Annotated in this window: 26 protein-coding genes and 1 tRNA gene; 15 read left to right on the top strand and 12 right to left on the bottom strand. The window is 70.8% G+C overall.

The genetic code is table 11. From position 1 onward, the window contains the following. Positions 1-113: 113 nt before the first annotated feature. Together pyk and M8231_RS03355 are read left to right on the top strand one after the other, a co-directional pair. The gene (gene pyk, locus M8231_RS03350) at positions 114-1,559 is read left to right on the top strand and encodes a pyruvate kinase (RefSeq protein ID WP_249751188.1); all 1,446 of its coding nucleotides are present in this window, start codon (positions 114-116) and stop codon (positions 1,557-1,559) included. Between the two features lie 57 nt (positions 1,560-1,616). Next, positions 1,617-2,654, top strand: coding sequence for a DNA adenine methylase (locus M8231_RS03355; protein ID WP_249751187.1), 1,038 nt, complete (start codon positions 1,617-1,619; stop codon positions 2,652-2,654). 36 nt (positions 2,655-2,690) lie between these two features. On the opposite strand, the gene gcvA is transcribed toward M8231_RS03355, so the two are convergent. After that, positions 2,691-3,620 (bottom strand): transcriptional regulator GcvA, encoded by a 930-nt coding sequence (gcvA, locus tag M8231_RS03360; RefSeq protein WP_249751186.1) that lies wholly within the window; start codon positions 3,618-3,620, stop codon positions 2,691-2,693. 123 nt (positions 3,621-3,743) lie between these two features. Here gcvA and cysG point away from each other — a divergent pair, with 123 nt between their 5' ends. From cysG to M8231_RS03385, 5 genes are read left to right on the top strand one after another with little or no spacing between them, the layout of a single operon-like run. Further along, entirely contained in the window at positions 3,744-5,129 is a 1,386-nt protein-coding gene (gene cysG, locus M8231_RS03365; RefSeq protein WP_250202252.1) for a siroheme synthase CysG, read from the top strand. Beyond that, entirely contained in the window at positions 5,126-5,413 is a 288-nt protein-coding gene (locus M8231_RS03370) for a DUF2849 domain-containing protein (RefSeq protein ID WP_249751183.1), read from the top strand. The genes cysG and M8231_RS03370 overlap by 4 nt, the downstream gene beginning before the upstream one ends. Continuing rightward, positions 5,413-7,083, top strand: coding sequence for a nitrite/sulfite reductase (locus M8231_RS03375; protein WP_250202253.1), 1,671 nt, complete (start codon positions 5,413-5,415; stop codon positions 7,081-7,083). Before M8231_RS03370 ends, M8231_RS03375 begins: the two co-directional genes overlap by 1 nt. Then, positions 7,067-8,143 (top strand): phosphoadenylyl-sulfate reductase, encoded by a 1,077-nt coding sequence (locus M8231_RS03380; RefSeq protein WP_249751181.1) that lies wholly within the window; start codon positions 7,067-7,069, stop codon positions 8,141-8,143. The genes M8231_RS03375 and M8231_RS03380 overlap by 17 nt, the downstream gene beginning before the upstream one ends. A gap of 31 nt (positions 8,144-8,174) precedes the next feature. Further along, positions 8,175-9,173: a cysteine synthase A gene (locus tag M8231_RS03385; protein WP_250202254.1), complete on the top strand. Its 999-nt coding sequence runs from the start codon at positions 8,175-8,177 to the stop codon at positions 9,171-9,173. A 127-nt stretch (positions 9,174-9,300) separates the two neighbouring features. On the opposite strand, the gene M8231_RS03390 is transcribed toward M8231_RS03385, so the two are convergent. From M8231_RS03390 to flgF, 8 genes are all read right to left on the bottom strand, one after another. Then, positions 9,301-11,094 carry a DUF885 domain-containing protein gene (locus M8231_RS03390; protein ID WP_249751180.1) on the bottom strand — a complete coding sequence of 598 codons (1,794 nt, stop codon included), beginning with the start codon at positions 11,092-11,094 and terminating at the stop codon, positions 9,301-9,303. Positions 11,095-11,171: 77 nt separating this feature from the next. Beyond that, complete coding sequence (locus M8231_RS03395; protein WP_249751179.1) at positions 11,172-11,666, bottom strand: hypothetical protein; 495 nt, start codon at positions 11,664-11,666, stop codon at positions 11,172-11,174. Between the two features lie 5 nt (positions 11,667-11,671). After that, complete coding sequence (locus M8231_RS03400) at positions 11,672-12,100, bottom strand: hypothetical protein (protein ID WP_249751178.1); 429 nt, start codon at positions 12,098-12,100, stop codon at positions 11,672-11,674. Between the two features lie 49 nt (positions 12,101-12,149). Beyond that, the gene (locus M8231_RS03405; protein ID WP_249751177.1) at positions 12,150-12,614 is read right to left on the bottom strand and encodes a hypothetical protein; all 465 of its coding nucleotides are present in this window, start codon (positions 12,612-12,614) and stop codon (positions 12,150-12,152) included. A gap of 77 nt (positions 12,615-12,691) precedes the next feature. Then, positions 12,692-13,426, bottom strand: a complete 735-nt coding sequence (gene flgH / locus M8231_RS03410; protein WP_249751176.1) for a flagellar basal body L-ring protein FlgH — start codon at positions 13,424-13,426, stop codon at positions 12,692-12,694. 20 nt (positions 13,427-13,446) lie between these two features. Next, the gene (locus M8231_RS03415; protein ID WP_249751175.1) at positions 13,447-14,064 is read right to left on the bottom strand and encodes a flagella basal body P-ring formation protein FlgA; all 618 of its coding nucleotides are present in this window, start codon (positions 14,062-14,064) and stop codon (positions 13,447-13,449) included. A 3-nt stretch (positions 14,065-14,067) separates the two neighbouring features. Further along, on the bottom strand, positions 14,068-14,856 hold the full coding sequence (flgG, locus tag M8231_RS03420) for a flagellar basal-body rod protein FlgG (RefSeq protein ID WP_249751174.1): 789 nt from the start codon (positions 14,854-14,856) through the stop codon (positions 14,068-14,070). Between the two features lie 12 nt (positions 14,857-14,868). Continuing rightward, positions 14,869-15,609: a flagellar basal-body rod protein FlgF gene (flgF, locus tag M8231_RS03425; RefSeq protein ID WP_249751173.1), complete on the bottom strand. Its 741-nt coding sequence runs from the start codon at positions 15,607-15,609 to the stop codon at positions 14,869-14,871. A gap of 162 nt (positions 15,610-15,771) precedes the next feature. On the opposite strand from flgF, the gene M8231_RS03430 reads away from it, so the two are divergent. The 7 genes from M8231_RS03430 (at position 15,772) to M8231_RS03460 (ending at position 20,952) form a co-directional block, all read left to right on the top strand. Next, positions 15,772-16,428: a flagellar basal body-associated FliL family protein gene (locus M8231_RS03430; protein ID WP_249751172.1), complete on the top strand. Its 657-nt coding sequence runs from the start codon at positions 15,772-15,774 to the stop codon at positions 16,426-16,428. 2 nt (positions 16,429-16,430) lie between these two features. Then, positions 16,431-17,492: a flagellar motor switch protein FliM gene (fliM, locus tag M8231_RS03435; RefSeq protein WP_431307122.1), complete on the top strand. Its 1,062-nt coding sequence runs from the start codon at positions 16,431-16,433 to the stop codon at positions 17,490-17,492. Beyond that, on the top strand, positions 17,492-18,049 hold the full coding sequence (locus tag M8231_RS03440) for a DUF6468 domain-containing protein (RefSeq protein ID WP_249751171.1): 558 nt from the start codon (positions 17,492-17,494) through the stop codon (positions 18,047-18,049). Before fliM ends, M8231_RS03440 begins: the two co-directional genes overlap by 1 nt. A gap of 16 nt (positions 18,050-18,065) precedes the next feature. Next, positions 18,066-18,974 (top strand): MotE family protein, encoded by a 909-nt coding sequence (locus tag M8231_RS03445; protein WP_249751170.1) that lies wholly within the window; start codon positions 18,066-18,068, stop codon positions 18,972-18,974. A 95-nt stretch (positions 18,975-19,069) separates the two neighbouring features. After that, on the top strand, positions 19,070-19,309 hold the full coding sequence (locus tag M8231_RS03450; RefSeq protein WP_249751169.1) for a DUF3297 family protein: 240 nt from the start codon (positions 19,070-19,072) through the stop codon (positions 19,307-19,309). A gap of 64 nt (positions 19,310-19,373) precedes the next feature. Then, on the top strand, positions 19,374-20,819 hold the full coding sequence (locus M8231_RS03455) for a M20/M25/M40 family metallo-hydrolase (protein ID WP_249751168.1): 1,446 nt from the start codon (positions 19,374-19,376) through the stop codon (positions 20,817-20,819). 46 nt (positions 20,820-20,865) lie between these two features. Further along, positions 20,866-20,952 (top strand) — tRNA-Leu (locus M8231_RS03460). 11 nt (positions 20,953-20,963) lie between these two features. Here the strand turns inward: M8231_RS03460 and fdxA are convergent. Beyond that, entirely contained in the window at positions 20,964-21,305 is a 342-nt protein-coding gene (gene fdxA / locus M8231_RS03465) for a ferredoxin FdxA (RefSeq protein WP_250202255.1), read from the bottom strand. 174 nt (positions 21,306-21,479) lie between these two features. Between fdxA and M8231_RS03470 the strand changes: the two genes are divergently transcribed. Further along, positions 21,480-22,106, top strand: a complete 627-nt coding sequence (locus M8231_RS03470; RefSeq protein ID WP_249751167.1) for a YceI family protein — start codon at positions 21,480-21,482, stop codon at positions 22,104-22,106. Here M8231_RS03470 and M8231_RS03475 read toward each other — a convergent pair. Further along, a complete protein-coding gene (locus M8231_RS03475) occupies positions 22,096-22,371 on the bottom strand; it encodes an RNA-binding S4 domain-containing protein (protein WP_249751166.1) in 276 nt (91 codons plus the stop codon). The two genes, M8231_RS03470 and M8231_RS03475, sit on opposite strands and share 11 nt — an antisense overlap. Next, on the bottom strand, positions 22,368-24,854 hold the full coding sequence (locus M8231_RS03480; RefSeq protein WP_250202256.1) for a helicase-related protein: 2,487 nt from the start codon (positions 24,852-24,854) through the stop codon (positions 22,368-22,370). The genes M8231_RS03475 and M8231_RS03480 overlap by 4 nt, the downstream gene beginning before the upstream one ends. Positions 24,855-24,867: the final 13 nt, after the last annotated feature.

The raw sequence follows: 24,867 nt of genomic DNA on the forward strand, positions 1-24,867 counted from the left end.
TCGTGTTTCCCGGCGGGGGCGAGGCCTTACGCCGCGGGGGTTTCGTTGGCAGTAGAGGGCCGGAACGCTGATCCCCAGCGGCCGCCAGAGCCGCCAAGCCCCCAGGAGCCCCCATGAACAGAGCCCGCCGCGCGCGCATCGTCGCGACCCTGGGGCCCGCCAGCCGTGCGCCGGGGACCGTCAAGGCCCTGGCCCAGGCCGGGGTGGACGTGTTCCGCCTGAACTTCAGCCACGGCTCGCACGACGATCACGCGGCGGCGCTGAAGGCCGTGCGCGGGGCCGAGATGGCCTTGCAGAGGCCGTTGGGCGTGCTGGCCGACCTGCAGGGGCCCAAGCTGCGGCTGGGCCGGTTCAAGGATGTCGAGATCGCGGTCAAGCCGGGCCACGTCATGCGCTTCGACCTGGACCCGACGCCGGGGGACGAGACGCGGGTGCAGATGCCGCATCCGGAAATCTTCAAGGCCCTGCGCGAGGGGATGCTGCTGCTGCTGGACGACGGCCGGGTGCGGCTGCGCGTCGGCAAGCGCACCGACGAATGGGCCGACGTGACGGTCGAGAGCGGCTCCAAGCTGTCGGACCGCAAGGGCGTGGCGGTGCCCGAGGCGGTGATCCCGGTTTCGGCCCTGACGCCCAAGGACCGCGAGGACCTGGCCTTCGCCCTGCGCATGGGGGTGGACTGGGTGGCGCTGAGCTTCGTGCAGAAGCCCGAGGACATGGCCGAGCTGAAGCGGATCGTGAACGGTCAGGCCGCCTGCCTGGCCAAGATCGAGAAGCCGGCGGCGCTGGCCGACCTGGAGGCCATCCTGGACTATTGCGACGGGGTGATGGTGGCGCGCGGCGACCTGGGCGTCGAGATGGACCCCGAGGAGGTGCCGGTCGCTCAGAAGCAGATCGTGCGCGCCGCCCGCAATCGCGGCGTGCCGGTGATCGTGGCCACCCAGATGCTGGAATCCATGACCAGCGCCCCGGCCCCGACCCGCGCCGAGGCGACCGACGTGGCCAACGCCGTCTATGAGGGCGCCGACGCCCTGATGCTGTCGGCCGAGACGGCCTCGGGCGACTATCCGCTGGAAGCCGTCGGCATCATGAGCCGCATCATCGAGCGTGTCGAAAGGGACCCCATGTGGCCCAGCCTGATGGGCGCCGAACACGCCGGCATGGACGAACATGACGTCGACGCCCTGGTGGGCGCGGCGCGAAAGGCGGCCGACGCCCCGTCCACCGCCTGCATGGTGGTGTTCACCACCCTGGGCGGCACGGCGCGGCGCATGGCGCGGGAACGGCCGCTGAAGCCCATCCTGGCCCTGACGCCCAACGCCTCGACCGCGCGTCGGCTGGCGCTGGTGTGGGGGCTGGAGCCGCGCCTGGGCGACCAGCCGGATTCGCTGGAACAGGTGACCGACCAGGCCGTCGCCGGGGCGTTGCAATACGGCCTGGCCGACCCGGGACAGCGCATCCTGATCCTGGCCGGCACGCCCTTCGGGGCGCCGGGCGCGGCCAATCTGCTGCGCCTGGCCCACGCGCCGGCCGCCAAGCCCAAGGCGCGCCGCAAGGGGTGACCCCTCCCGCTTTGTCGCGCGGGCGGCTAGTCTGAGGTCGATGAGTCGGCCGCGCACATGATCAAGTACATCGGCTCCAAGCGCGCCCTGCTGGGTCATGTGACGGGAGCGGTGGCGGGCCTGCTGCCGGACCGCGGACGGGTGTGCGACCTGTTCTCCGGCACGGCCCGGGTCGGCCATGCGCTGAAGCGGCAGGGCTTCGAGGTCTGGTCGAACGACCACAACGCCTACGCCCACACCCTGGCCACGGCCTATGTCCAGGCGGACCGGGACCGCTGGCTGGCGCCGGCCGAGGCGGTGCTGGCCGAACTGCGGGAGGTCCGGCCCCAGGCCGGCTGGTTCACCCAGGCCTTCTGCGAGGACGCCCGCTATTTCCATCCCGACAACGGGGCGCGGATCGACGCCATGCGCGAGCGGATCGAGACCCTGAGCCTGGAGCCTGAACTGAAGGCCGTCGCCCTGGTCAGCCTGATGGAGGCCGCCGACCGGGTGGATTCCACCGCCGGGGTGCAGATGGCCTATATGAAGCGCTGGGCGCCGCGGGCGCTGAAGCCGCTGGAACTGCGCCTGCCCGACATCCTGCCCTCGGTCGGGGCGCCATGCCGCGCGACGCGGGGCGATGCGATCGAGATGGCGGCGGAGGTGGAGGCGGACCTGGTCTATCTGGACCCGCCCTACAACCAGCATTCCTACCTGGCCAACTACCATGTGTGGGAGAGCCTGGTGCTGTGGGACCGGCCCGAGACCTATGGCGTGGCCAACAAGCGCATCGACGTGAAGACCCGCAAGAGCGCCTTCAACAGCCGCCCCGGCATCGGCCCCGCCCTGCGCGCGGTGATCGAGCGGGTGCGGGCGCCGAACCTGATCGTCAGCTTCAACGACGAGGGTTATCTGAGCCGCGCGGACCTGGTCGAGATGCTGTCGGCGCGGGGCCATGTGCAGGTGGTGGAGATCGCCCACCCCCGCTACGTCGGCGCCCGCATCGGCATCCACAATCCCAAGGGCGAGAAGGTCGGTCAGGTCGGGCGGCTGAGGAACGTCGAGCACCTGTTCGTCGTCACCGACCGGCCCGTGGCGCTGCCAGCCGCCGCCTGAGGTCTTCACCCTGGAACTGGGCCTCAGAGGCGGGCCTCAGAGCTGGCCCATGGTGTTGTCGTGGTCCACGGCCTGCTTCTTCAGCCAGGCGACGAAGGCCGTGGCGCTGGGCGAGGGCGGCCGGTCGCGGGGCTGGACCACGGAATAGACGAAGCCCACCGCCTCCGACCCGTCGGGAAAGGGGGCGACCAGTCGGCCGGAGGTCAGGTCGGCCTGGGCCAGGGTGCGCTTGGCCAGGGCCACGCCGCGGCCCGACGCCGCCGCCTCGATCAGAAGGCTGGACTGGTTGAAGCGCGAACCCCGGCGCGGGTCGGGATGGCGAACGCCGCGCGCCTTCAGCCACATGGCCCAGTCCGGGCGGCTGGGGTCGCCGTCGTTGGACATGTCGTGCAGCAGGGCGTGGTGCAGAAGGTCGGCGGGGTCGCGGATCGGATGGTCGCCATGCATCAGCGCCGGGGCGCAGACCGGCAGCACCGTCTCGGTCATCAGCCGCTCGACGGTGTGGCCGGGATAGTCGCCGGGACCGTAGCGCACCGCCAGGTCGATCTTGCCCTCGGACAGGTCCGCCGGCTCCATGTCGGCCGAGACCCACAGCTCGATCTCCGGGTGAACGGCGTGGAAATCGTCCATGCGCGGCATCAGCCATTTGGAGGCGAAACCGGGCGCGACGCTGATCGAGACCTGTTTCCGGCGCGGCGGCTCGCGCAGCAGGGCGGAGGCGTCCATCAGCCGCTCGAAGCCCTCGCGCAGCAGCGGCGTGGCCCCCCGGCCCAGGTCGGTCAGCTGAAGGCCCCGCGCCTCGCGCATGAACAGGGGGCCGCCGACGATGTCCTCCAGCAGCCGGATCTGCTGGCTGACGGCGCCCGGCGTTACGGCCAGTTCGTCCGCCGCGCGCGAAAAGTTCAGGTGCCGGGCGGCCGCCTCGAAGGCGCGCAGGGCGTTCAGGGGAAGGAGCGATCGAGCCATCGCCGTTAGAAATCCTATCAGTGAGCGGGACGCAATCTGGTTTGCGACAAACGGACGGGAATCCGAAGGTGCGATTTCGCCGTCGATCCTTCTTCCCCCCGCGACGGCCGTGAAAGCAAGACGATGCGTGTATTTCTCGCCTCCGTGCCGCTGGAGGCCGCCAGGGTCGTGATCGTAGGCGCCGGAGAGCCGGCGCTGGCGAAACTGCGACTGTTTCTGAACACGCCCGCCGACCTGGCCTGGTTCGCGCCGGACGGCGAGCCCGCAACGCTGGAAACGCCGCAAGGCGCGCCCGCGCCGGCCGGCCGGACGCCGCACGCCCAGGATTTCGCCGGCGCGCGCCTGGTCTTCATCGCCCTGCAGGACGTGGCCGAGGCCGCGCGCCTGGCCGGGCTGGCGCGGGCGGGCGGGGCGCAGGTCAATGTGGTGGACCAGCCGGGGCTGAGCGATTTCCAGACCCCCGCCCTGATCGATCGCGACGAGGTGGTGGTCGGGGTGGCGACCGGCGGGTCCGCGCCGATCCTGGCGCGCGACGTCCGCACGCGCATCGAAGGCGTCTTGCCGGCCGGCCTGGCCAATGTCGCGCGGATGGCGCGCGAACTGCGCGAGACGGTGAAGGCCAGCGTGCCGGACTTCATGGCGCGCCGCCGGTTCTGGGAACGGGCTTTTCGAGGGCCCGCCGCCGATCTGGCCGCCGAGGGCCGCACGGCCGAGGCGCGCCGCGAGATGCTGCGCCTGCTGAACGTCGCCGCGCCGGAACAGGGCGTGGTCCACATCGTCGGCGCGGGGCCGGGCGATCCCGAACTGCTGACGCTGAAGGCGCTGCGGGTGCTGCAGGACGCCGACGTCATCATCCACGACCGCCTGGTGCCCGAGGCGGTGCTGGAGCGGGCGCGGCGCGACGCCAAGCGGCTGTATGTCGGCAAGGCGCGCGGCGACCACTCGGTCCCTCAGGACCAGATCGAGGCGTTGATGATCGAAGAGGCCCGCGCCGGCCACCGGGTGGTTCGGCTGAAGGGCGGCGACCCCTTCGTCTTCGGGCGCGGCGGCGAGGAACTGGAGGCCGTGCGCGCGGCGGGCGTTGCGGTCTTCGTCGTTCCCGGCGTGACGGCGGCGCTGGCCTGCGCGGCCTCGGCGGGCGTGCCCCTGACCCATCGCGACCACGCCCAGGCCGTGACCTTCGTCACGGCCCAGGCCAAGCCGGGCGGCGTCGACGCCGACTGGACGCGGCTGGCGGCGCCGAACCACACCCTGGCCATCTACATGGGCGTCGACCGGGCCGAGGAGACGGCGGCCCGGCTGATCGCCGCCGGACGCGCCGGATCGACCCCGGTCGCCATCGTCGAGAACGGCAGCCGGCCGGACGAGCGGGTGCTGACCGGCCGTCTGGACGGCCTGGGCGCCCTGGTGCGCGGCGCGAGCCTGACCGGCCCGGCCCTGCTGTTCGTCGGCGAGACGGCGGCGTTTTCGGCGGCCCAGCTGGACGTCCGCGCGGAGTTCGCGGCATGAAGATCGTCACCGCCAACCGCCTGTCGGACGGCCGCGTCATCTATGCGGGCGTGGACAACCAGCCGGTCGACCGCATCGACCAGGCTTCGGTGCTGGACGATCCGGCCGCCGAGATCGTCCTGGCCGAGGTCGCCGGTCGGCCCGAGGTTTTCGTGAACCCCTATCTGGTCGAGGTGCAGGACCGCACGCCGTCCGGGCGCGACCGGCTGAAGGAGCGCATCCGCTCGGCCGGGCCGACCGTCGGCCACAGCGTCGACCTCGACGTCAATGGGGGCCTGGCCTGATGTATCGCTATGACGAGTTCGACCACGCCGTGGTGCGCGAACGGGTCGAGGAGTTCGCCGACCAGGTGGCCCGCCGCGCGTCCGGCGCCCTGACCGAGGACGAGTTCAAGCCGTTGCGGCTGATGAACGGCGTCTATCTGCAACTGCACGCCTATATGCTGCGCGTCGCCATTCCCTATGGGACGTTCAACAGCCGCCAGATGCGCCGGCTGGCGCACATCGCGCGCACCTACGACAAGGGCTACGGCCACTTCACCACGCGGACGAACATCCAGTACAACTGGCCGGCCCTGACCGACCTGCCGGCGATCCTGAGCGACCTGGCCGAGGTCGAGATGCACGCCATCCAGACCAGCGGCAACTGCATCCGGAACGTCACCACCGACGTCTTCGCCGGCGCCGCCGAGGACGAGATCGAGGATCCGCGTCCCTGGTGCGAGATCATCCGCCAGTGGTCGACCATCCATCCGGAATTCTCGTTCCTGCCGCGCAAGTTCAAGATCGCGGTGATCGGGGCCGAGAAGGACCGGGCGGCGATCCGCACCCACGACGTGGGGCTGCAGATCGTGAAGGGCGACGACGGCGGGACCGCCTTCCGCGTCTTCGTCGGCGGCGGGCAGGGGCGTCTGCCGCACATCGGCCAGGAGATCGCATCGGCTGTCCCGACGGCGGACCTGCTGGCCTATCTGACCGCCATCCTGCGGGCCTGGAACCTGCTGGGGCGGCGCGACAACATCCACAAGGCGCGGATCAAGATCCTGGTCGCCTCGCTGGGGATCGACGCCTTCCGCGAGGAGGTGGATCGGCACTACGCCACCCTGCGCCGCGAGGACCTGCGCATCCCCGAGGACGAGGCCGAGCGGATCAAGGCCTATTTCGCCCCGCCGCCGTTCGAGGACCTGCCCAAGGTCAGCGCGCCGTTCGACCGGGCGCTGCTGGCCGATCCCGACTTCGCCCGGTTCGCGCGCAACAATGTGCGCCGCCATCGCCAGGCCGGCTACGCCTCGGTGGTGGTGTCGCTGAAGCCCGTCGGCGGGGTGCCCGGCGACATCACGGCGGACCAGATGGAGGCGGTGGCGGACCTGGCCGAGCGCTATTCGTTCGACGAACTGCGCGCCGCCTATGAGCAGAACCTGGTCCTGCCGCACGTCAGGCTGGACGACGTTCCGGCGGTGTGGCGGGCCCTGCGCCAGGCGGGTCTGGCGACGGCCAATGCGGACCTGGCCACCGACGTCATCGCCTGCCCGGGGCTGGACTACTGCAGCCTGGCCAACGCCCGCTCGATCCCGGTGGCCCAGGCGCTGTCCAAGCGGCTGGCGGACCTGGACTATCAGGAGAAGCTGGGTCCGGTGCGGATCAACATGAGCGGCTGCATCAACGCCTGCGGCCACCACCACGTCGGCCACATCGGCGTGCTGGGCGTCGATCGCAAGGGCGAGGAATATTACCAGATCACCGTCGGCGGCTCGCCCGACGAACAGGCGGCGCTGGGCGACATCGTCGGCAAGAGCCTGCCGTCCGAAGAGGTGGCGCCGGCCATCCAGCGGACCCTGGACCGCTATCTGCAAATCCGCGCCGAGGGCGAGCGCTTCATCGACACGGTGCGCCGGGTCGGTCCCGAGCCCTTCCGCGACGCCATCTATGAGACGCTCGATGCTGCAAACGCTTGAGGGAATTCAGAACGGCCTGCGCCTTTCGGTGACGACCCCGCTGGAAGAGGTGGAGGCCGCCGCGGCGGCCGAGGACGTGCTGGTGCTGGAGTTCGACGCCTTCCGCGACGGGCGCGGCTTTTCCCTGGCCGCGGTGCTGCGCGAGCGGGGCTATCGCGGCCAGCTGATCGCGGCGGGCAAGGTGCTGCCGGACCAGGCGCGGCATTTGCGGCGTTCGGGGTTCGACGCGGTGGAGCTGGCGCCCGGCGCGGACCGGGCGGCCTGGGCGCGGATGGACCAGGCCTTCAGCGCCGCCTATCAGCCCGCCGTCGATCCCGATCCGTCCATCTGGCGGCGCCGCCGCGCGGCGGCCAACGACCGCGACCTGGACGCCCTGGCAGACCGTCTGAACCGCGAGACGGCGGGCAAGGGCGCGGCCGAGATCGTGAAGGCGGCCCTGGACCCGGCGCTGGGGCTGAAGGTCGGCGCCATCTCCTCCTTCGGCGCGGAATCGGCGGTGCTGCTGGACGTGGTGGCGCGCGAGAAGGCCGACGTGCCGGTGGTCTTCCTGGAAACGGGCCAGCATTTCCTGCAGACCCTGTCCTATCGCACCCAGCTGACCAGGGCGCTGGGCCTGACGGACGTGCGGCTGGTGACGCCGGACGCCGAGGAGAAGGCGACGCTGGATGCGCGCGACGACCTGTGGAAGACGGACGCCGACGCCTGCTGCGACCTGAGAAAGGTGCGGCCCCTCGCGCGGGCGACGGCGGGGTTCGACGCCCTGATCACCGGGCGCAAGCGCTATCAGGCCTCGACCCGGGCGGACCTGAGGCCGTTCGAGGTGCTGGACGGGGTGCTGCGGATCAATCCGCTGGCGGAGTGGACCGGGGACGACGTGGAGGCCTGGCTGGATGCGCGCGACCTGCCGCGCCACCCGCTGGTCGAGCAGGGCTATCGCTCGATCGGCTGCTGGCCGTGCACCCGCGCGGTGGACGACGGCGAGGATGCGCGCGCCGGCCGCTGGTCGGGCATGGACAAGGTCGAGTGCGGCATCCACTTAGGCAAGCGCAAGGCCGCCTGATCCTCCTTCGACTTCGCCTGAAAGTTTCACATTGTCCGCCAACGCCTCCGTCATCGACCTGATCGGCGATACGCCGCTGATCCGCCTGAACCGCCTGTCCGACGAGACGGGGTGCGAGATCCTGGGCAAGGCCGAGTTCATGAACCCCGGCGGCTCGATCAAGGACCGGGCCGCCCTGTCCATCGTCCAGGGCGCGCGGGCGTCGGGGGCGCTGCGGCCCGGCGGGACGATCGTGGAGGGCACGGCCGGCAACACCGGCATCGGCCTGGCCCTGGTCGGGGCGGCGCTGGGCCATCCGGTGGTGATCGTCATTCCGCGCACCCAGTCCGAGGAGAAGAAGTCCGCCATCCGTTCGCTGGGCGCCCGCCTGGTCGAGGTGGACGCCGCGCCCTTCTCCAGCCCCAACCATTTCGTCCACTATTCCGGGCGTCTGGCGGCCGAGTTGAACGAGAGCGAAGACGCCGGCGCGATCTGGGCCAACCAGTTCGACAACACCGCCAACCGCGACGCCCACTATTTCAACACCGGCCCGGAGATCTGGCGCCAGACCGGGGGGCGTGTGGACGCCTTCGTCAGCGCCGTCGGATCGGGCGGCACCATCGCGGGCGTGTCGACCTATCTGCGCGAACAGAAGCCCGACGTGACCATCGCCCTGGCCGACCCGGCGGGCGCGGCCATGTTCAACTGGTTCACCAAGGGCGAGATGAGCGGCGAGGGGTCGTCCATCACCGAGGGCATCGGCGTGGCGCGCATCACCGGCAATCTGGAGGGGTTCAAGCCCGACTACGCCTATCGGATCGAGGACGCGGAGTTCCTGCCGATCCTGTTCGACCTGGTGAAGCACGAGGGGCTGTCGCTGGGCGGGTCGGCGGGCGTGAACATCGCCGGCGCCGTGCGCCTGGCGCGCGAACTGGGGCCGGGCAGGACCATCGTCACCTGCCTGTGCGACCCCGGATCGCGCTATGCGTCCAAGCTGTTCAACCCGGCCTTCCTGGCGTCGAAGGGCCTTCCGGTCCCGGAGTGGGCGTAGGGTCGTCGTTCGCGAAGCGAACCAGGGTCGAAGAGGGACGTGCTCCTTCAAGAGGATACTTCCCCCATCGTCAGGTGTGTCGCTGCGCGGCACGACCTGACGCTTCCCCCGACAAGCGGGGAAGGGCTTATTTCTGCTCCGCGATCCAGGCGTCCATGCGCTGGTCCAGCAGGGCCAGGGGCAGGGGGCCTTCGGTCAGCAGGGCGTCGTGGAAGGTGCGGATGTTGAAGTTCGACCCCAGTTCTCGCTCGGCGCGGGCGCGGATGTCGCGCAGGCGGATCTCGCCGATCTTGTAGGCCGTGGCCTGGCCGGGCCAGCCGATATAGCGCTGAAGTTCGGTCTCGATGTTGTGCGGCGCCAGGGCCGAGTTGTCGCGGAAGCAGGCGCGGGCCTGCTCCTCGCTCCAGCCCATCCAGTGCAGGCCGGTGTCGGCCACCAGCCGACAGGCGCGCCACATCTCGTAGGACAGCCGGCCGAAGCGTTCATAGGGCGTGCGGTAGAAGCCCATCTCCTCGCCCAGATACTCGGCGTACAGGCCCCAGCCCTCGGTGAAGGCGCTGACGTTGGCCTGGCGGCGGAAGTAGGGCTGGCCCTCGGCCTCCTGCTGCAGGGCGATCTGGACGTGGTGGCCGGGCACGGCCTCGTGCAGCGTCAGGGCCGGCAGTTCGTAGAGCGGGCGCTGGTCCAGCTTGGAGGTGTTGACGATGTAGTGGGCGGCCACGCCGTTCTGCATCGAGCCGCCATTGTACCGGCCGGTGGTGTAGTTCTCCTCGATCTGGGGCGGGACGGGCTGCACGTCGTAGGGCAGGCGCGGCAGGGTGGCGAACAGCGGCGGCAGGCCGCCGTCGGCGCGCTTGGCCATTTCCGAGGCCTTCTCCAGCAGTTCCTCGCGCGTCGCGGCGTAGAACTGCGGATCGGTGCGGAGGAAGTTCAGGAAGCCGGCGAAGTCGCCGGTCCAGCCGGAGGCCTTCATCTCCACGTCCATGCGCGCGCGGATGCGGGCGACCTCGTCCAGTCCGATCTGGTGGATCTGGTCCGGCGTCAGGTCCGTAGTGGTGTGGCCGCGAACCAGATAGGCGTAGAGGGCCTTTCCGCCCGGCCGGTGCGCCAGGCCAGGCTCGACGGGCGCCTTGGGCAGATATTCGGTTTCCAGGAACGCCAGCCAGGCCTGACGGGCGGGCACGATGTCGCGGGCGATCACCTCGGCGGCGCGCGCGGCCAGGCGATCCTTGTCCGCTTGGGAGACGGTCGAGGGCAGGGTCGACAGGGGCTTCAACAGGGGATCGGCGTCGGCGGGCGTGTCGACGTCGTTGCGGGCCAGTTCGATGGCGCTCTGGGTCACGGAACGGGCCTGGACCATGCCCGTCTCCAGCCCGCGCCGGGCGTTGTCGGTGGTCTGGGCGTAGATGGTGGCGAAGCCTTCGACCCGTTTCAGATAGGCCTCGGCCTCGGCGATCGAGTTCAGGCGAGTGCTGGAGCCCATGTAGATGGCCCAGGTGCCCGGCCCGCCCTCGCTGTCGAAGGCCAGCCGGCCGGTGTCGTAATCCAGCCCTTCGATCCCGCGCGCCAGGACGTAAAGCAGGAAGGCGTGGTTGATCTGGTTGGCGTGGGACAGGTCGCCCGTGTCGATGGCCTGGAGGCGGCGCACGAAGCCCTCCATCGGCGCCCTCTGAGCCAGTTCGAAGGCGCGCGACAGGTCGGGAATCCGCGCCATCGCCTCCAGATCGCCCTCGCCGCTGGCGGACAGGGGGTCGACGGACTTCTGATAGGCTTCGTAGTCGGCGACGATCTGTTCCAGCGCGGCGTCCGCCGTGCTGGGCGAAGGGCTGGACGCTTCGGCGGGCGAGGCCGCCTGGGACAGGGCGGCCGCCGGCGCGCCCAAGGCCAGGGCCGCCGCGACGGCCAGATGAGACACCTTCATGAACCCCTCCCGAAACAGGGCGGCAGGCAAGCCGAGGCGGGCGCCGCCGTCAAGCCGTCACGGAAAAGGGGAAAGGGTCAGCCGCAGACGCTGAAGAAGGCCTCGACCTTGTCTTCGGACCCGGGATGGGCGGCATAGACCTCGCGGTCCTGACCCCGCCAGGCGGCGATCCAGCCCAGGCGGCGAAAACGCTGGAACACGGGCGCGTCAGCCGGCGCCTCGCCGTTCATCAGGTCGCCGTCGTGCAGCCCCGAGGGCTCGAGAGAGGCAGGATACCGTTCCGTGTCGCCGCCGGATTCCAGATGGAACTGCCGCTCGCCCTTCACGGCCGGCGCGATCAGATGCAGGCGGCCCGTTCCCTTGCCGCAGTCGAAGCGCAGCTTGACCTCGTCGCTGTCCGCCACGCCGTAGGCCAGCATGGCCTCGCCGCCGTCCTGGTGCATGAACCAGTCGTAGCCGTCGATCGGCGCGGGCGCGGCGGCGGCGGCGACGGGGGCGGGCTGGCGGGGCGAGGTGGCGCAGGCCGAGAGCGCGGCGGCGGTCAGTGCAACGGAAAGAATGGCGAGGCGCATGATCTCTATCCCGCGCAAAGGTCGGTGAAGCGGCGCAGCTTGCCCAGATGACGGGGCTGGACCACGATCTGGCTCTGGTCGTCGCCGACTGCGACGGTCATCAGGCCGGTTCCGGCGAAGGCGGCGAAGACCGGATGGTCTGCGCGCACGACGAAGCTGACGGCGCCGTCGCGGCCGGCCTGCGCCTCGGTGGTCGTCGAGGCGCGACCGGCGCTGACGCGGGCGAATCCGGGCTGGGCCGGCGGATCATAGAGGGACACCTCAACGGCCCCGGCGCCGCGGTCGCATTGCAGGGTGGCGCGCAGATCGGGCGTGTCGGGCGCCTCGTTCGCCAGGACCACCGGCCCGTCGCCGTCATAAAGCGTCCAGGTCCACGCCGGCCCGGGCGCGGCCTGCAAGGCGGCGGCGAGCAAAAGGGAAACCATCAGGGTCATGCGTCAGCCCCCGCCGACGACGCGCAACGCCGCGTCGGCGCCAATGTCGTCAGACGCGCGACGAACCGCAATAGGCCAGCATGTCGGCCGCCATGCCGCGAGCTTGCCGATCTGCGGTCAGGACCGTGGAACCGTCGTCGCCGATCAGACGCAAGGAACCGTTTCGCGCCAGGCCCGTCAGGCTGGGATCGTCCAGCGCGACCTGGGTTTCGTAGGCGGCGCCGTTGGACAGGGGGTCCACGGGCTGCGGGGTGCTGGAGGCCTTGAGAAGACGCGGGCTGTCCGGGTGGGCGGCGCCATAGAAGACCGCCACGCCCTCGCCCGGCTGGCAGGTGATCATCACCGCCAGGTGATCCGAATTCGCCGCGCCGTAGGTCAGCTTGGCCACCGGACCCTCGTGGTCCAGGCGCCAGGCCATCTCCGGGGCCGTGGAGGCGGCGTCGAGCGTCTGCGTCCGGGCGCTGGCGGCGACCAGGGCGACACAGGCGACGGCGGGGACCAGGAACTTCAACATCGCCGAACTAACGCCGGTTGGCGTCATGGGTTCACGGCCGCGCTTGCCGGGCCCGGCGTTTTCTGCCGGGCGCCGCGTCAGAAGGGGCTGAAACGCTCGATCAGGCTCTGGCCTGCGGGGGTGGCCTGCACCCGGCTGATGTCCCCGCGTCCGCCGTACGAGATGCGCGCCTCGGCGATCTGGGTGTGGCTGATGGCGTTGGCCGAGGAGATGTCCTCGGGCCGCACGATGCCGGCGACGGTCAGTTCGCGCACCTCGCGGTTGGTGCGGACCTCCTGGCGGCCCTGGATCACCAGGTTTCCGTTGGCCAGCACCTCGGTCACCACGGCGGCCACCGTCAGGGAGACGCGTTCCGAACGATTGACCGAGCCGGAGCCGGCGGCATTCACCTCGCCGCCCAGATCGACCAGGCGCGACGGGTCGAAGGCGTTGGGGAAGGCGCGGTTGGCGGCGCTTTCCAGGCCCAGCAGGCTGTTGACGCCGGCGGAGATGTCGTTGGAGCGCGCGCGCGTGGTGCTGTTCTGGGTCTGGGCGCGGTCGTCGATGTCGATGCGGACGGTCAGGATGTCGCCGACGTGACGCGCGCGCTGGTCGCCGAAGAAGGAGCGGGCGCCGGTGCGCCACAGGCTGTTGGCGCTGGCGGGCTGGGCCTCCGAGCGGGGAGCCGGCAGATAGGTCTGCTGGACGGGGACCAGGGCCGCCGGATAGCCGATCGGGGCCAGTTCGGGACCGCGCACGGCCTCCACGGCGGTGGAGCAGGCGCTCAGGCCGGACGCGGTCAGCAGGGCGGCGGCGAGAAGGGTTTTACGCATGACGGGGCTCTCTGCTCGGACTAGCGGGCGGCGAACTGGGAAAAGGCTTCGGCGCGGATGGCGTCGCCCGCAGGACCGGCGACCGCCTGGCCCGGACCGGCGGCGACCGCGTCGATGATGCGGTTGGAGGTGGTGTTGGTGACGGCGACGGGCTCGCCCACGGCGGCGTCGCGCATGGCGCGGCCCAAGACGGCCAGTTTCACGCCGCTGACCTCGTAGGTGACGCGCACCATGTCGTTGCGCTTGATGACCGTCTCGCGGGCGGCGGGGCGGCGGGAGGCGGCGCGAACAGGGGCGGGGGCGGCGGCGGGCGTCTGGATCGCCGCAACGGCGCCGGGCGCCTCGGCGACCCCCTGGCGCACGGCGACGCGGCGCAGGCCGTTGGGATTGACCCAGTCCAGGCCCGCCTGGCGCGCCAGGGCCTGGAGCTGCCCGGCCTCCATCACCACCGACGGGCCGACGCGGCGGGCGACCACGACATCAGCGGCCCCGCCCGCGCCATCGAAGATGTCGCCCAAGGTGACGCGGCCGTCGTCGTCGACCGGATTGGCCTTCAGCGTCACGGGCGCGGCCAGGGCCGGGCCGGCCAGGACGGCGAGGGCGGCGCTCAGCGCCAGGGTTCGGTGCAGCAGGGTCATGATCTAGCTCTTCACCTGGGCGGCGACGGACAGCATCTCGTCGGCGGTGCTGATGACCTTGGAGTTCATCTCATAGGCGCGCTGGGCCACGATCAGGGCGCTGATCTCGGACACGGCGTCGACGTTGGAGGCTTCGGTGTAGGACTGCAGGATCTGGCCGAAGCCGACCTCGCCCGGGGCGCCGATGGTGGCGGCGCCGGAGGCGGCGGTTTCCAGCAGCAGATTGTCGCCGATGGCCTCCAGGCCCGCTTCGTTGAAGAATGTGGCCAGTTCGATCTGGCCCACGGTGGTCGGCTCGGCCTGGCCGGCGGTGGTCACCTGGACCAGGCCGGACTTGGAGATGATGATGTCGACCGCGTCCTGGGGGATGGTGACCGCGGGCTCCAGCAGATAGCCGTCGTCGGTGACCATTTGGCCTTCGGGATTGACCTGCAGATTGCCGGCCCGGGTGTAGGCGATCTCGCCCGAGGGCAGGGTGACCTGGAAGAAGCCCTTGCCGTCGATGGCCATGTCGTAGGGATTGCCGGTGTGCTGGGGCGTGCCCTGTTCGGTGATGCGATAGACCGCGCCGGCCTTGACGCCCGCGCCGACCTGGATGCCGGTCGGCACCACGTTGCCCTGGGACGAGGACTGCGCGCCCATCCGCTCGATGTTCTGATAGAGCAGGTCCTGGAACTCGGCGCGCTGCTTCTTGAAGCCCACCGTGTTCATGTTGGCGATGTTGTTGGAGATGACCTCCACGTTCAGCTGCTGGGCGGCCATGCCCGAGGCGGCGGTTCTCAGAGCGCGCATGAGGGGCTCTCCTTAAGCGGCCTTGCCGAGGCGCTCGACGGCGCGGCGGCTGAGGTCGGTGGTGTTCTCGATCATCCGCGTGACGCTTTCATAGGCGCGGCTGATCTCGATGAGGCTGGTCATTTCCAGCAGCGGATTGACGTTGGATCCTTCGAGCATTCCCTGCCGGATCTGCACGTCGTTGGCTTCGATCGGCTGGACGTTGGAGGCGTTGCGGTAGAGGCCGTCGCCGCCCTTTTCCAGCACGCCCAGCGCGCCGAAGCGCACGACCGACAGCTGGCCGACGATCTCCCCGTCCTGGGTGATGGTGCCGTCGGCGCCGACGCTGGGTGCGCCCAGTTCGGGGTCCAGCACGATCTCGGCCCCGCCGCCCAGAACGGGCTGGCCCTGCTTGGTGGTCAGCCGGCCGGTGGGATCGGTCGTGAAGCCGCCGTCGCGGGTGTAGGCCTGGCGGCCGGCGCCATCCTGAACCACGAAGAAGGCGCCTTCGCCCTCGACCGCGAAGTCCAGGGTGCGGCCCGTCTGGCGCAGGGTTCCCTGGCCGAAGTCGCGGCCGACGCCGTTGTCCAGCACGAAGCTGGCGCCGGGGCGGATGGCGTCGTTGCGGGCGCGCTGGCCGACCTCGGCGCTCAGCATCAGCTGCTCGACCTTGAAGCCGGTGGTGTCCGCATTGGCGACGTTGTTGGCCACGATGTCGAGTTCGCGGCGCAGGGTCATCTGGCGGGACAGTCCGATGTAGGCGGCGTTTTCCACGAGGGGCGTGCTCCTTCGCCCCGATGGCTCGCAACGGTCGTGCCAACAGGGTTAATCCAGGCGCGGCGGGCGTGGCGCTCGGCAAATCCTGCCGATCGTAAACGCCGTGTTAACCAAGCTGGGTCGATCTTCCCCGGGGACCATCCGGGGTGAGTCGACCGCATGTTGAAGCTGGGCAAGAAGAAGGGCGACGCGAATGCGGACGCCGCGCCGCCCGCCCCGACCGAAGGCGAGGGCGGGGAGGGCGAGGCCGCGCCCAAGAAGAAGAAGCTGCCGCTGCTGTTCATCATCGCGCCGGTCGCCCTGCTGGTGCTGGGCGGCGGCGGCGCGGCGGCCTTCTTCATGCTGAAGCCCAAGCCGGCGGCCGCCGAGGCCGAAGGCGGCCACGGCGAGGCCAAGGCCGAGAAGGGCGGCGGTCACGGCGAGGAGAAGAAGGAGGGCGGCGGTCATGGCGGGGGCGGCGAGGGCGGCGAGGCCGATCCCGCCCTGGGCAAGATCGCGGAAGGTCCCGACGGCGTGACCTTCTTCACCCTGCCGGACATGGTGATGAACATTCAGTCGGCCGACGGACGTCCGACCTTCCTGAAGCTGAAGCTGACGCTGGAGACGCACGACGCCTCGGTCGCCACGCATCTGCAGGAAGAGATGCCGCGCCTGCAGGACATGTTCACCGGCTTCGTGCGCGAACTGCGTCCCGAGGACCTCAGCGGATCGGCCGGCACCTATCAGCTGCGCGCCGAAATCCTCCGCCGCGTCAACCTGATCGCCGCGCCGGGCAAGGTCGACGCCGTGCTGATCGAAGAAATGCTGGTGCAATAGGCATGAGCGACACGGCCGAACTCGATCCCCTGGGCGGCGCCGGCTTCGAGCCGTTGAGCGACATGAGCGACGCTCTGTCCGAGCGGGTGCTGAACCAGGACGAGATCGACAGCCTGCTGGGCTTCGACCTGGGCGCCGACGACGGCTCCGAACGGTCCGGCATCCGATCGATCATCAACTCCGCCCTGGTCAGCTACGAACGGCTGCCGATGCTGGAGATCGTCTTCGACCGCCTGGTGCGGCTGATGACGACCAGCTTGCGCAACTTCACCTCGGACAACGTCGAGGTGTCGCTGGACAACATCTCCTCCATCCGGTTCGGCGACTATCTGAACTCCATCCCGCTGCCGGCCATCCTGGCGGTGTTCCGGGCCGAGGAGTTGGACAACTACGGCCTGCTGACGGTCGATTCCAACCTGATCTATTCCATCGTCGACGTGCTGCTGGGCGGACGGCGCGGCACCGCCGCCCTGCGGATCGAGGGCCGGCCCTACACCACCATCGAGCGCGTTCTGGTGCAGCGGATGATCGAGGTGGTTCTGAACGACGCCCGCCAGGCGTTCGAGCCGCTGACGCCCGTCCACTTCAACCTGGACCGGCTGGAGACCAATCCGCGATTCGCCGCCATCGCCAGGCCGGCCAATGCGGCCATCCTGATCAAGCTGCGAATCGACATGGAGGATCGCGGCGGACGCATCGAACTGCTGCTGCCCTATGCGACGCTGGAGCCGATCCGCAAGATGCTGCTGCAGCAGTTCATGGGTGAGAAATTCGGCCGCGACAACATCTGGGAAAGCCACCTGGCGACCGAACTCTGGACCACCGACACCGAGGTGCGGGTGGTGCTGGACGAGCAGCAGGCGCCGCTGTCCAGCGTGCTGAACCTGAAGGTCGGCGACACCCTGATGTTGAACACGGCGCCGGATTCGGACGTGTCGATCCGCGCGGGGTCGGTCCCGCTGACGACCGGGCGGATCGGACGCAAGGGCCAGCACGTGGCCGTGCGCGTCGAAGGCCCCATCACCACGGACGCGGCGACGCGCCTGACCCGGAGGACCGCCTGATGGCCGGCATGATCATGGACGCGGTGCTGATGCTGCTGCTGGTGGCGGCGGTCGGCTATGGCGTGAAGCTGGAGCGCAAGCTGACGGCGTTGCGCGCGGGCCAGCTGGCGTTCGCCCAGGCGGTGACGGACTTGAACGCCGCGGCCGGGCGCGCCGAGGCGGCGCTGGCGACGCTCAGGGCTTCGGGCCAGGAGACGGATCTGCTGCACGACCGGATCATCAAGGCCCGCGAGGTCAAGCAGCAGCTGGAGGCGCTGATCGCGCGAGGGCCCGCCCCGGCCTCCCGCAGGTCCGAGGAAGAGGCGCCCGTCGCCGCAACGCCCGTTCCGGCCGTCTCTGCCGAAGACGAGGACCGCGCCCGCCGCATGGCCGCCCTGGCCGAGCGCATCCAGGGCCTGGCCGGGCCGTCGGGCGGCCGCCGCGCCGCCGCGCCGGGCCGCGACAATGTCGCCTCCATCGTCCAGGCGCTGAGCGCCGGGCGGATCGCTAACCAAACCGCCAAACAAAGCCTCAACACCGCGCGTCGTAATCTCGACGACGATCTGTTCGCCGCCTGAGACCGAAAGACCCGCCATGGCCCGCATCCCCCGCCTGCTGCCCCTGATCGCCGTCGCCATCGGCGGAGTGGTCGCCGTGCGCGCGGTCGGCGTGGCGCCGGGCCTGTTCGAGGGCGCGCGCGCCTGGGCCGAGGAGGCCGCGCCGTCGGCCGCCGCCGCGCCCGCCAAGGCCGCCCCGGCGGCCTGCGCCCTGACGCCCGAGCAACTGGCCCAACAGGCCGGCATCTCTCCGGCCGAACTGCGCATCATCCAGTCGCTGTCGCAGCGGCGCACCCAGCTGGACGCGCGCGACCAGGACTTCGCCACCATGCTGCCGCTGATGACGGCCGCCGAGCAGAAACTCGACGCCAAGGTCCAGGCGCTGGAGGCGCTGAAGGCCGAGATGAAGCAGATGCTGGGCCAGGTCGACGAACGCGAGAAGGCCGAGATCGACCGCCTGGTCCAGGTCTATTCCGCCATGCGGCCCAAGGAGGCCGCGCCGGTCATGGCCGCGCTGGAGGACCGGGTCCGCCTGCCGGTCGCCGCCGCCATGCGCCCGCGCACCCTGGCCGCCATCATGGCCCAGATGCAGCCGGCCCAGGCCAAGGAACTGACCGAGAAGCTGGCCGCCCGCTTCCAGGCCCAGCAGATGGCCGCCCGCGCCCTGGCCGCCGAAAGCGCGGAGCCCCCGGCCGCGGAGGCGCCGAAGCCGGAAACGCCGACGCCCGCCGCCGCCCCGGCCCCGCGCCCGGCGGCCGCCCCCGCGGCGACGGCCCCGCGCCCCGCGTCGACGCGTGCGGCCGCGCGCCGGCCCGCGACCCGTCAGCCCGCCGCTTCCGCCAACCGGCCCGCCGCGACCCGAGCCGCAAGCCCGGCCGCCAGCGGGCCGCAACCCTATCAGGCGGCCCCCGGCGCCGACGCCCAGCCCCGACAGACGGTCCAGTAGAAGCGGGGCCCGGGCGCCGTTCGGGCGACAGACGTCGGTTGGCGCCGCGACCTCGGGGCGCTATCACCCCGCCTTTCCAGATCGCCGAGCCCGCCATGTCCGACACCCCGCCCGACCGCCTGTCCGTCGACCCGTCCAGCCCGCACCATGACGCCGACGCCCTGCAGCGCGGCGTGGGGGTGCGCTTCAAGGGCGAGGAAAAGACCAATGTCGAGGAGTACTGCGTGTCCGAGGGCTGGGTGCGTCTGGCCCTGGGCAACCGCGTCGACCGCAAGGGCAAGGCGCTGACCGTGAAGCTGCAGGGGCCGGTCGAGCCCTATTTCCAGAACGGCTGAGCCTTTCGGCGGCTGGGATGACGCTCTAGGGTCCAGGCTCTTTCGTTTCGTCCCGGAGCCGCCGATGTCCCTTCGCCTGTTGTCCGTGAGCGCAGCCGCGCTCTTCCTCGCCGTCTGCGCATCGCCCGCGGCGGCGCAGGACGCCGCCGTCGAGGCCCAGGCCGTCGTCATTCGCGACCAGGCGATGCGCTCCAACATCGCCCTGGATTATGTGACCCAGGTGACCACCCGTTTCGGGGCCCTGCCGGCGGGGTCGCGCGCCGAGCAGCAGGCCGCCGCCTGGGCCGCCGACTACATGCGCGCCCACGGGTTCCAGAATGTGCGGATCGAGGAATTCCCGCTGGTCGGCTGGGAGCGGGGGCAAAGCAGCGGGGAGGTCCTGGGCGCGCATCCCCAGGTCCTGGCCCTGGCGGCGCTGGGCCATTCGCCGGCCACGCCGCGGGGCGGGATCGAGGGCGAGGTGGTGCGCTTCACCTCGCTGGAGGACCTGCAGGCCGCGCCCGAGGGGTCGCTTCGCGGCAAGATCGCCTATGTCGATTTCGGCCAGATGCGGCCGATGCAGGATGGCTCGGGCTATGGGCCGCAGACGCGGGTGCGCGGCGCCGGGCCGGGCGTGGCGGCGGCCAAGGGCGCGGCCGCCTTCATTCTTCGCTCGGTCGGCTCGGACGAGAACCGTCTGCCCCACACCGGCACCACCCAGTACGTCGACGGAAAGCCGACCATACCGTCCTTCGCCCTGGCGGCGCCCGACGCCGACCAGGTCAGCCGGCTGGTGGCGATGGGCGAGCCTGTGCGTCTGCGTCTGACCTCGACCGCGCGCACCTACGAGACCCACAGCCAGAACGTGATCGGCGACCTGCCGGGCGCAGCGCGGCCGGACGAGGTGATCGTGCTGGGCTCCCACATGGACAGCTGGGACCTGGGCACCGGGGCGATCGACGACGCGGCAGGCGGCGCCATCACCCTGGCGGCGGCCAAGGCCATCGCCGACAGCGGCCGGCGCCCGGCGCGCACCATCCGCGTCGTGCTGTACGGGTCCGAGGAAGTGGCGCAGCCGACGCGCGAGACCGGCAACGGCGGCGGGGTCTATGCCCGCAATCAGGGCGCGGCGCTGGACACGCACATCATCGCCGGCGAGAGCGATTTCGGCGCGGACCGGGTTTACGCCCTGCGTCTGCCCGCGGGCGCGCAAGGGTCTGACTTCCAGAAGGCCGCGAACCGGGTCCTCTATCCCATCGGCGTCCTGGCCTCGCGTCAGGTGGAGACCGAGGGCGGGGTCGATATCGGGCCCATGGGGCCGCTGGGCGTGCCCTTCTTCGGCCTGGCCCAGGACGGGACGCGCTATTTCGACCTGCACCACACCGCCAACGACACCCTGGACAAGATCGACCCGGCGCAGCTGACCCAGAACGTCGCGGCCTGGGCCGCCCTGGTCTGGCTGATCGCGGATTCCGACGTCGACTTCCGCGCCATGCGTCCCGCCGACGCCTCGCCCGACGCCGCACACTGACGCCTTTGCCCGTCCGGCGCGTCTGGCTATACAGACGCGCCGGATCGCGGGCGTGGCGAAACTGGTAGACGCAACGGACTTAAAATCCGTCGGGCGCAAGCCCTTGCCGGTTCGACCCCGGCCGCCCGCACCAGGCCGATGAAATCAGGAGCCCTTGCCGGGCTTGGGGCTGAAGTACTTTTCGTACTTGCCGGTCTCGCGTTCATATTGTTCGCGGTCGGCGGGGGGCGTGCCCTTGACGGTGATGTTGGGCCAGGTCTTGGCGTATTCGGCGTTGATCTGGAGCCACTTGCCGTCGGGCTCGTCCTCGGTGTCCGGGACGATGGCGTCGACGGGGCATTCGGGTTCGCACACGCCGCAGTCGATGCATTCGTCGGGCGCGATGACCAGGAAGTTCTCGCCTTCGTAGAAGCAGTCGACCGGACACACCTCGACGCAGTCCATGAACTTACATTTCACGCAGGCGTCGGTGACGATGTAGGTCATTGGGCGGTCGGACGGTCGAGGTTGCTGGCGGGAGGCCTGCGACATGGCGGCCGTGCAACCAACTGTCAACATCGGGGTATAAGCCGAGAGGCGTTCGCAAGACGGCTTGACAACCGCGAGGCTTATTCGCAACTGTATCGATTGCATTTCAATCGTCAGACACGAGGCATATCCATGCGCGCTCCCTTCCTGAAATACGCCCTCGCCGGCGCCGTGGCCCTCAGCCTCGGCGCAGGCGGCGCGGTGGTCGCCCAGGCCGCCCTGACGCAGAACCCGGCCGAGGTCCGCGCCGGCGCCTATGAGCTGGACAGCGGCCACGGCAAGATCACCTGGTCGGTCGACCACCTGGGCTTCTCCAAGTACGTCGGCCAGTTCGTCAACGTGAAGGCCGAACTGACGCTGGACCCGGCCAATCCCTCGGCCAGCACCCTGACAGCCACCATCCCGCTGACGGATGTGGCGCCGAACGACGATGCGCTGAAGCGTCACCTGCAGACGGCCGACTTCTTCGACACCGCCAACCACCCGACCGCCACCTTCGTGTCCCGCTCGGTGACGGTGGACGCCGACGATCCCAACGAGGCCACGGTGGTCGGCGACCTGACCCTGCGCGGCGTGACCAAGCCCGTGACGATCGAGGTCGAGTTCAACCAGGCCGGCACGGCCATGGGCGCCTACAAGGCCGGCTTCGACGGCGAAGCGACGATCAAGCGCTCCGATTTCGGGATCAGCTATGCGCTGCCGGCGGTGTCGGACGAGGTCGCGCTGCACATTGAAGGCGAGTTCGTCATCAAGTCGTGACGAGCGAATAGAGGGCGCGGGCCTCCTCGGCGGGCCCGCGCCGTTCCCCCAGCGCCTCGACGCGCAGGGTCGTGACCTGCCCGTTGCGGGCGAAGGTCAGAAGATCGCCGGTTCGAACGGCGCGGCTGGGCTTGTCGAGCCGCACCTGGACGCCGTTGTGCGTCAGCCGCACCGCGCCCCCCTCGACGAAGGCCGCCGCCAGTCCGCGCGTCTTCAGAAAGCGCGCGCGCCACAGCCAGACGTCGATGCGACAGGTCTCGCTCAAGCGCGGGCCTTGCGGCGCGGCCGGCGCGGCTTTCGCGGCGCGGCGGGCGCTTCGGTCAGCGCCGCCAGGGCGGCGAAGGGGGAGTGCGGGATCGGCGGCGCCCGGCCGGCCTTGTCGGGCATCTGGGCGCGCACGGTTTTCAGCGCGGCGATCACCTGCCGGGCCTGGTCGGCGCTCCAGCCCAGTTCGACCAGGGCGGCGTCCGAGAGGCGTCCATGCCCGGCGGCGCGCAGTTCGGCCATCTTCTCCAGCGTCTCCGTCTGCACCAGCCACCGGCCGGCCTTGCGCAGGCCGTGGGCGGAGAGCCGGCGCGGGGAGGGCGGCGGCGTCGGCGCCGGGATCAGGTCCGGCGTCGCGGCGATCAGCGGCGGCGCCAGGAAGGCCTGGGCGAAATGGCGGGCGCGGGGCTTCATCGCCCCCGGCAGCCAAACGGAATGGACGCCCACGCGGATGGCGAAGCTTCGCAAGGCGCGGCGCTCGGCCTGGCTGAGGGCGGCCAGGTCGCGTTCGACGTCGCGTCGGTCGATCAGGCCGCCCGCCTCGATCAGGCGAAAGGCGATCCCGCGCGGCAGGCCCTTCAGCGCGCCGCTCTCCACCGCCTGCCTCAGCCGTCGCAGGTCGCGCAGCGCCCGCCCGGCCTCGGCCGCCAGCCAGGCCTCGATGCGGCGCCGCGCGCGCTCGCGCGCGGGCGTGGGGCCAAGCTCGCCCAACAGGCGCACCGAGGGCGAGAAGGGGTCCGTCCCTTCGGCGGTCGACTGGACCTGGGCGGTCAGGACGCCGCGCCAAAGGACCGCCCCATCGGCCAGGACGGCGAAGGCGTCGTCGGCGTCCGCGGCCAGCCGCCCCAGGCGACGGCTGATCTCGGGCGTGACGGCGCGGACGGCCGCCTGGCGCAGGGTGCGGTCCTCCAGGGCCGACGCGCCCTTCTCCATCTGGAAGCGGACGCCTTCCAGCCGCCCGACCGCCTGCCCCTCGATCGTCACCTCGCCATCGTCCGCGACGCCGGCGAAGGTGTCTTCGCGCACGTTCAGCGCCCGCATCAGGGCGGTGGTGCGCCGGTCCACGAAGCGGGCGGTCAGCCGTTCGTGCAGGACGTCCGACAGTCTGTCCTCCAGCGCGCGCGTGCGGTCGCGCCAGCCTTGCGCGTCATGGACCCAGTCGGGCCGGTTGGCGATGTAGGACAGGGTGCGCACGGCCGACAGCCGCGCGGACAACTGGTCGATCTGGCCGTCGTCGCGATCGACCTCGGCGAAACGGGGCGCCATCCAGTCGTCGGTCAGCCGGCCGCGTTTGCCGGTCAGGGCGGTGAAGACGTCCTTGGCCAGACGGGCGTGCTCGTCCAGGGTCGTCTTCTGGAAGTCCGGCAACTGGCACGCCTCCCAAAGGCGCATGACCGCCCCGCGCGAGCGACCGATGCGGGCGATCGTCTCGTCTTTCATCAGGCGGCGCAGCAGGGTCTCGTCCAGCGCCTCGGCCGTCAGGGACAGTCCGGCCCGTTCCGGCGTCACGGTCAGGGAGCGAAGCAGGTCGGGCAGGGTGTCGAAGTCCAGTCGGGCGTTGCGCCATTCGGCCGCCGGAACCGGCTCGAAATGGTGTTCGACCACCTGCTCGACCAGGTCCGCGTCCAGGTCTTCCGCCTCGGCGGTGACGCCGAAGGTCCCGTCGCGCAGGTGGCGGCCGGCGCGGCCGGCGATCTGGCCGATCTCGTGGGCGTGCAGCCAGCGGGTGCGGCGGCCGTCGAACTTCCTGAGGCCGGCGAAGGCGACATGGTCCACGTCCATGTTCAGCCCCATGCCGATGGCGTCGGTGGCGACCAGGAAGTCCACTTCGCCCGACTGATAAAGGGCCACCTGGGCGTTGCGGGTGCGGGGCGACAGGCTGCCCATGACCACGGCCGCGCCGCCGCGCTGGCGCCGGATCAGCTCGGCGATCGCATAGACCCGCTCGGTGGAGAAGGCGACGATGGCGCTGCGGCGGGGCAGGCGGGTCAGCTTCTTGGATCCGGCGTAGGACAGGGTGGACAGCCGGTCGCGCGTGACTATCTCCACATCCGGAACCAGCCGCCGGATCAGCGGCTCCATCGTGCCGGCGCCCAGGAACATGGTCTCGAACCGGCCGCGCGCGTGCAGCAGCCGCTGGGTGAAGACATGGCCCCGCTCGGGGTCGGCGACCAGCTGGATCTCGTCGACGGCCAGGAATTCGACCGCCCGCTCCATCGGCATGGCCTCGACCGTGCAGACGAAATAGTGCGGGCGGGGCGGGACGATCTTCTCCTCGCCGGTGATCAGGGCGACGGCGGCGGCGCCCCTCTGGCGGACGATCCGCTCGTAGATCTCGCGCGCCAGCAGGCGCAGCGGCAGGCCGATCATGCCCGAGGCGTGACCCAGCATCCGCTCGACCGCCAGGTGGGTCTTGCCGGTGTTGGTGGGGCCCAGGACCGCGGTGACGCGGGAAGGGGCCAGGCCTGCGGCACGGTCGCTCATGATCCCGACAAGG

Origin of the sequence: Brevundimonas albigilva, from assembly GCF_023573565.1 — a bacterium.
Classification (GTDB): domain Bacteria; phylum Pseudomonadota; class Alphaproteobacteria; order Caulobacterales; family Caulobacteraceae; genus Brevundimonas; species Brevundimonas albigilva.

What these genes read in the sequence shown, in the direction of transcription:
- pyk (WP_249751188.1), top strand. Translation starts at nt 114, where the DNA reads ATGAACAGAGCCCGCCGCGCGCGCATCGTCGCGACCCTGGGGCCCGCC.
- M8231_RS03355 (WP_249751187.1), top strand. Translation starts at nt 1,617, where the DNA reads ATGATCAAGTACATCGGCTCCAAGCGCGCCCTGCTGGGTCATGTGACG.
- gcvA (WP_249751186.1), bottom strand. Translation starts at nt 3,620, where the DNA reads ATGGCTCGATCGCTCCTTCCCCTGAACGCCCTGCGCGCCTTCGAGGCG.
- cysG (WP_250202252.1), top strand. Translation starts at nt 3,744, where the DNA reads ATGCGTGTATTTCTCGCCTCCGTGCCGCTGGAGGCCGCCAGGGTCGTG.
- M8231_RS03370 (WP_249751183.1), top strand. Translation starts at nt 5,126, where the DNA reads ATGAAGATCGTCACCGCCAACCGCCTGTCGGACGGCCGCGTCATCTAT.
- M8231_RS03375 (WP_250202253.1), top strand. Translation starts at nt 5,413, where the DNA reads ATGTATCGCTATGACGAGTTCGACCACGCCGTGGTGCGCGAACGGGTC.
- M8231_RS03380 (WP_249751181.1), top strand. Translation starts at nt 7,067, where the DNA reads ATGCTGCAAACGCTTGAGGGAATTCAGAACGGCCTGCGCCTTTCGGTG.
- M8231_RS03390 (WP_249751180.1), bottom strand. Translation starts at nt 11,094, where the DNA reads ATGAAGGTGTCTCATCTGGCCGTCGCGGCGGCCCTGGCCTTGGGCGCG.
- M8231_RS03395 (WP_249751179.1), bottom strand. Translation starts at nt 11,666, where the DNA reads ATGCGCCTCGCCATTCTTTCCGTTGCACTGACCGCCGCCGCGCTCTCG.
- M8231_RS03400 (WP_249751178.1), bottom strand. Translation starts at nt 12,100, where the DNA reads ATGACCCTGATGGTTTCCCTTTTGCTCGCCGCCGCCTTGCAGGCCGCG.
- M8231_RS03405 (WP_249751177.1), bottom strand. Translation starts at nt 12,614, where the DNA reads ATGTTGAAGTTCCTGGTCCCCGCCGTCGCCTGTGTCGCCCTGGTCGCC.
- flgH (WP_249751176.1), bottom strand. Translation starts at nt 13,426, where the DNA reads ATGCGTAAAACCCTTCTCGCCGCCGCCCTGCTGACCGCGTCCGGCCTG.
- M8231_RS03415 (WP_249751175.1), bottom strand. Translation starts at nt 14,064, where the DNA reads ATGACCCTGCTGCACCGAACCCTGGCGCTGAGCGCCGCCCTCGCCGTC.
- flgG (WP_249751174.1), bottom strand. Translation starts at nt 14,856, where the DNA reads ATGCGCGCTCTGAGAACCGCCGCCTCGGGCATGGCCGCCCAGCAGCTG.
- M8231_RS03430 (WP_249751172.1), top strand. Translation starts at nt 15,772, where the DNA reads ATGTTGAAGCTGGGCAAGAAGAAGGGCGACGCGAATGCGGACGCCGCG.
- fliM (WP_431307122.1), top strand. Translation starts at nt 16,431, where the DNA reads ATGAGCGACACGGCCGAACTCGATCCCCTGGGCGGCGCCGGCTTCGAG.
- M8231_RS03440 (WP_249751171.1), top strand. Translation starts at nt 17,492, where the DNA reads ATGGCCGGCATGATCATGGACGCGGTGCTGATGCTGCTGCTGGTGGCG.
- M8231_RS03445 (WP_249751170.1), top strand. Translation starts at nt 18,066, where the DNA reads ATGGCCCGCATCCCCCGCCTGCTGCCCCTGATCGCCGTCGCCATCGGC.
- M8231_RS03450 (WP_249751169.1), top strand. Translation starts at nt 19,070, where the DNA reads ATGTCCGACACCCCGCCCGACCGCCTGTCCGTCGACCCGTCCAGCCCG.
- M8231_RS03455 (WP_249751168.1), top strand. Translation starts at nt 19,374, where the DNA reads ATGTCCCTTCGCCTGTTGTCCGTGAGCGCAGCCGCGCTCTTCCTCGCC.
- fdxA (WP_250202255.1), bottom strand. Translation starts at nt 21,305, where the DNA reads ATGACCTACATCGTCACCGACGCCTGCGTGAAATGTAAGTTCATGGAC.
- M8231_RS03470 (WP_249751167.1), top strand. Translation starts at nt 21,480, where the DNA reads ATGCGCGCTCCCTTCCTGAAATACGCCCTCGCCGGCGCCGTGGCCCTC.
- M8231_RS03480 (WP_250202256.1), bottom strand. Translation starts at nt 24,854, where the DNA reads ATGAGCGACCGTGCCGCAGGCCTGGCCCCTTCCCGCGTCACCGCGGTC.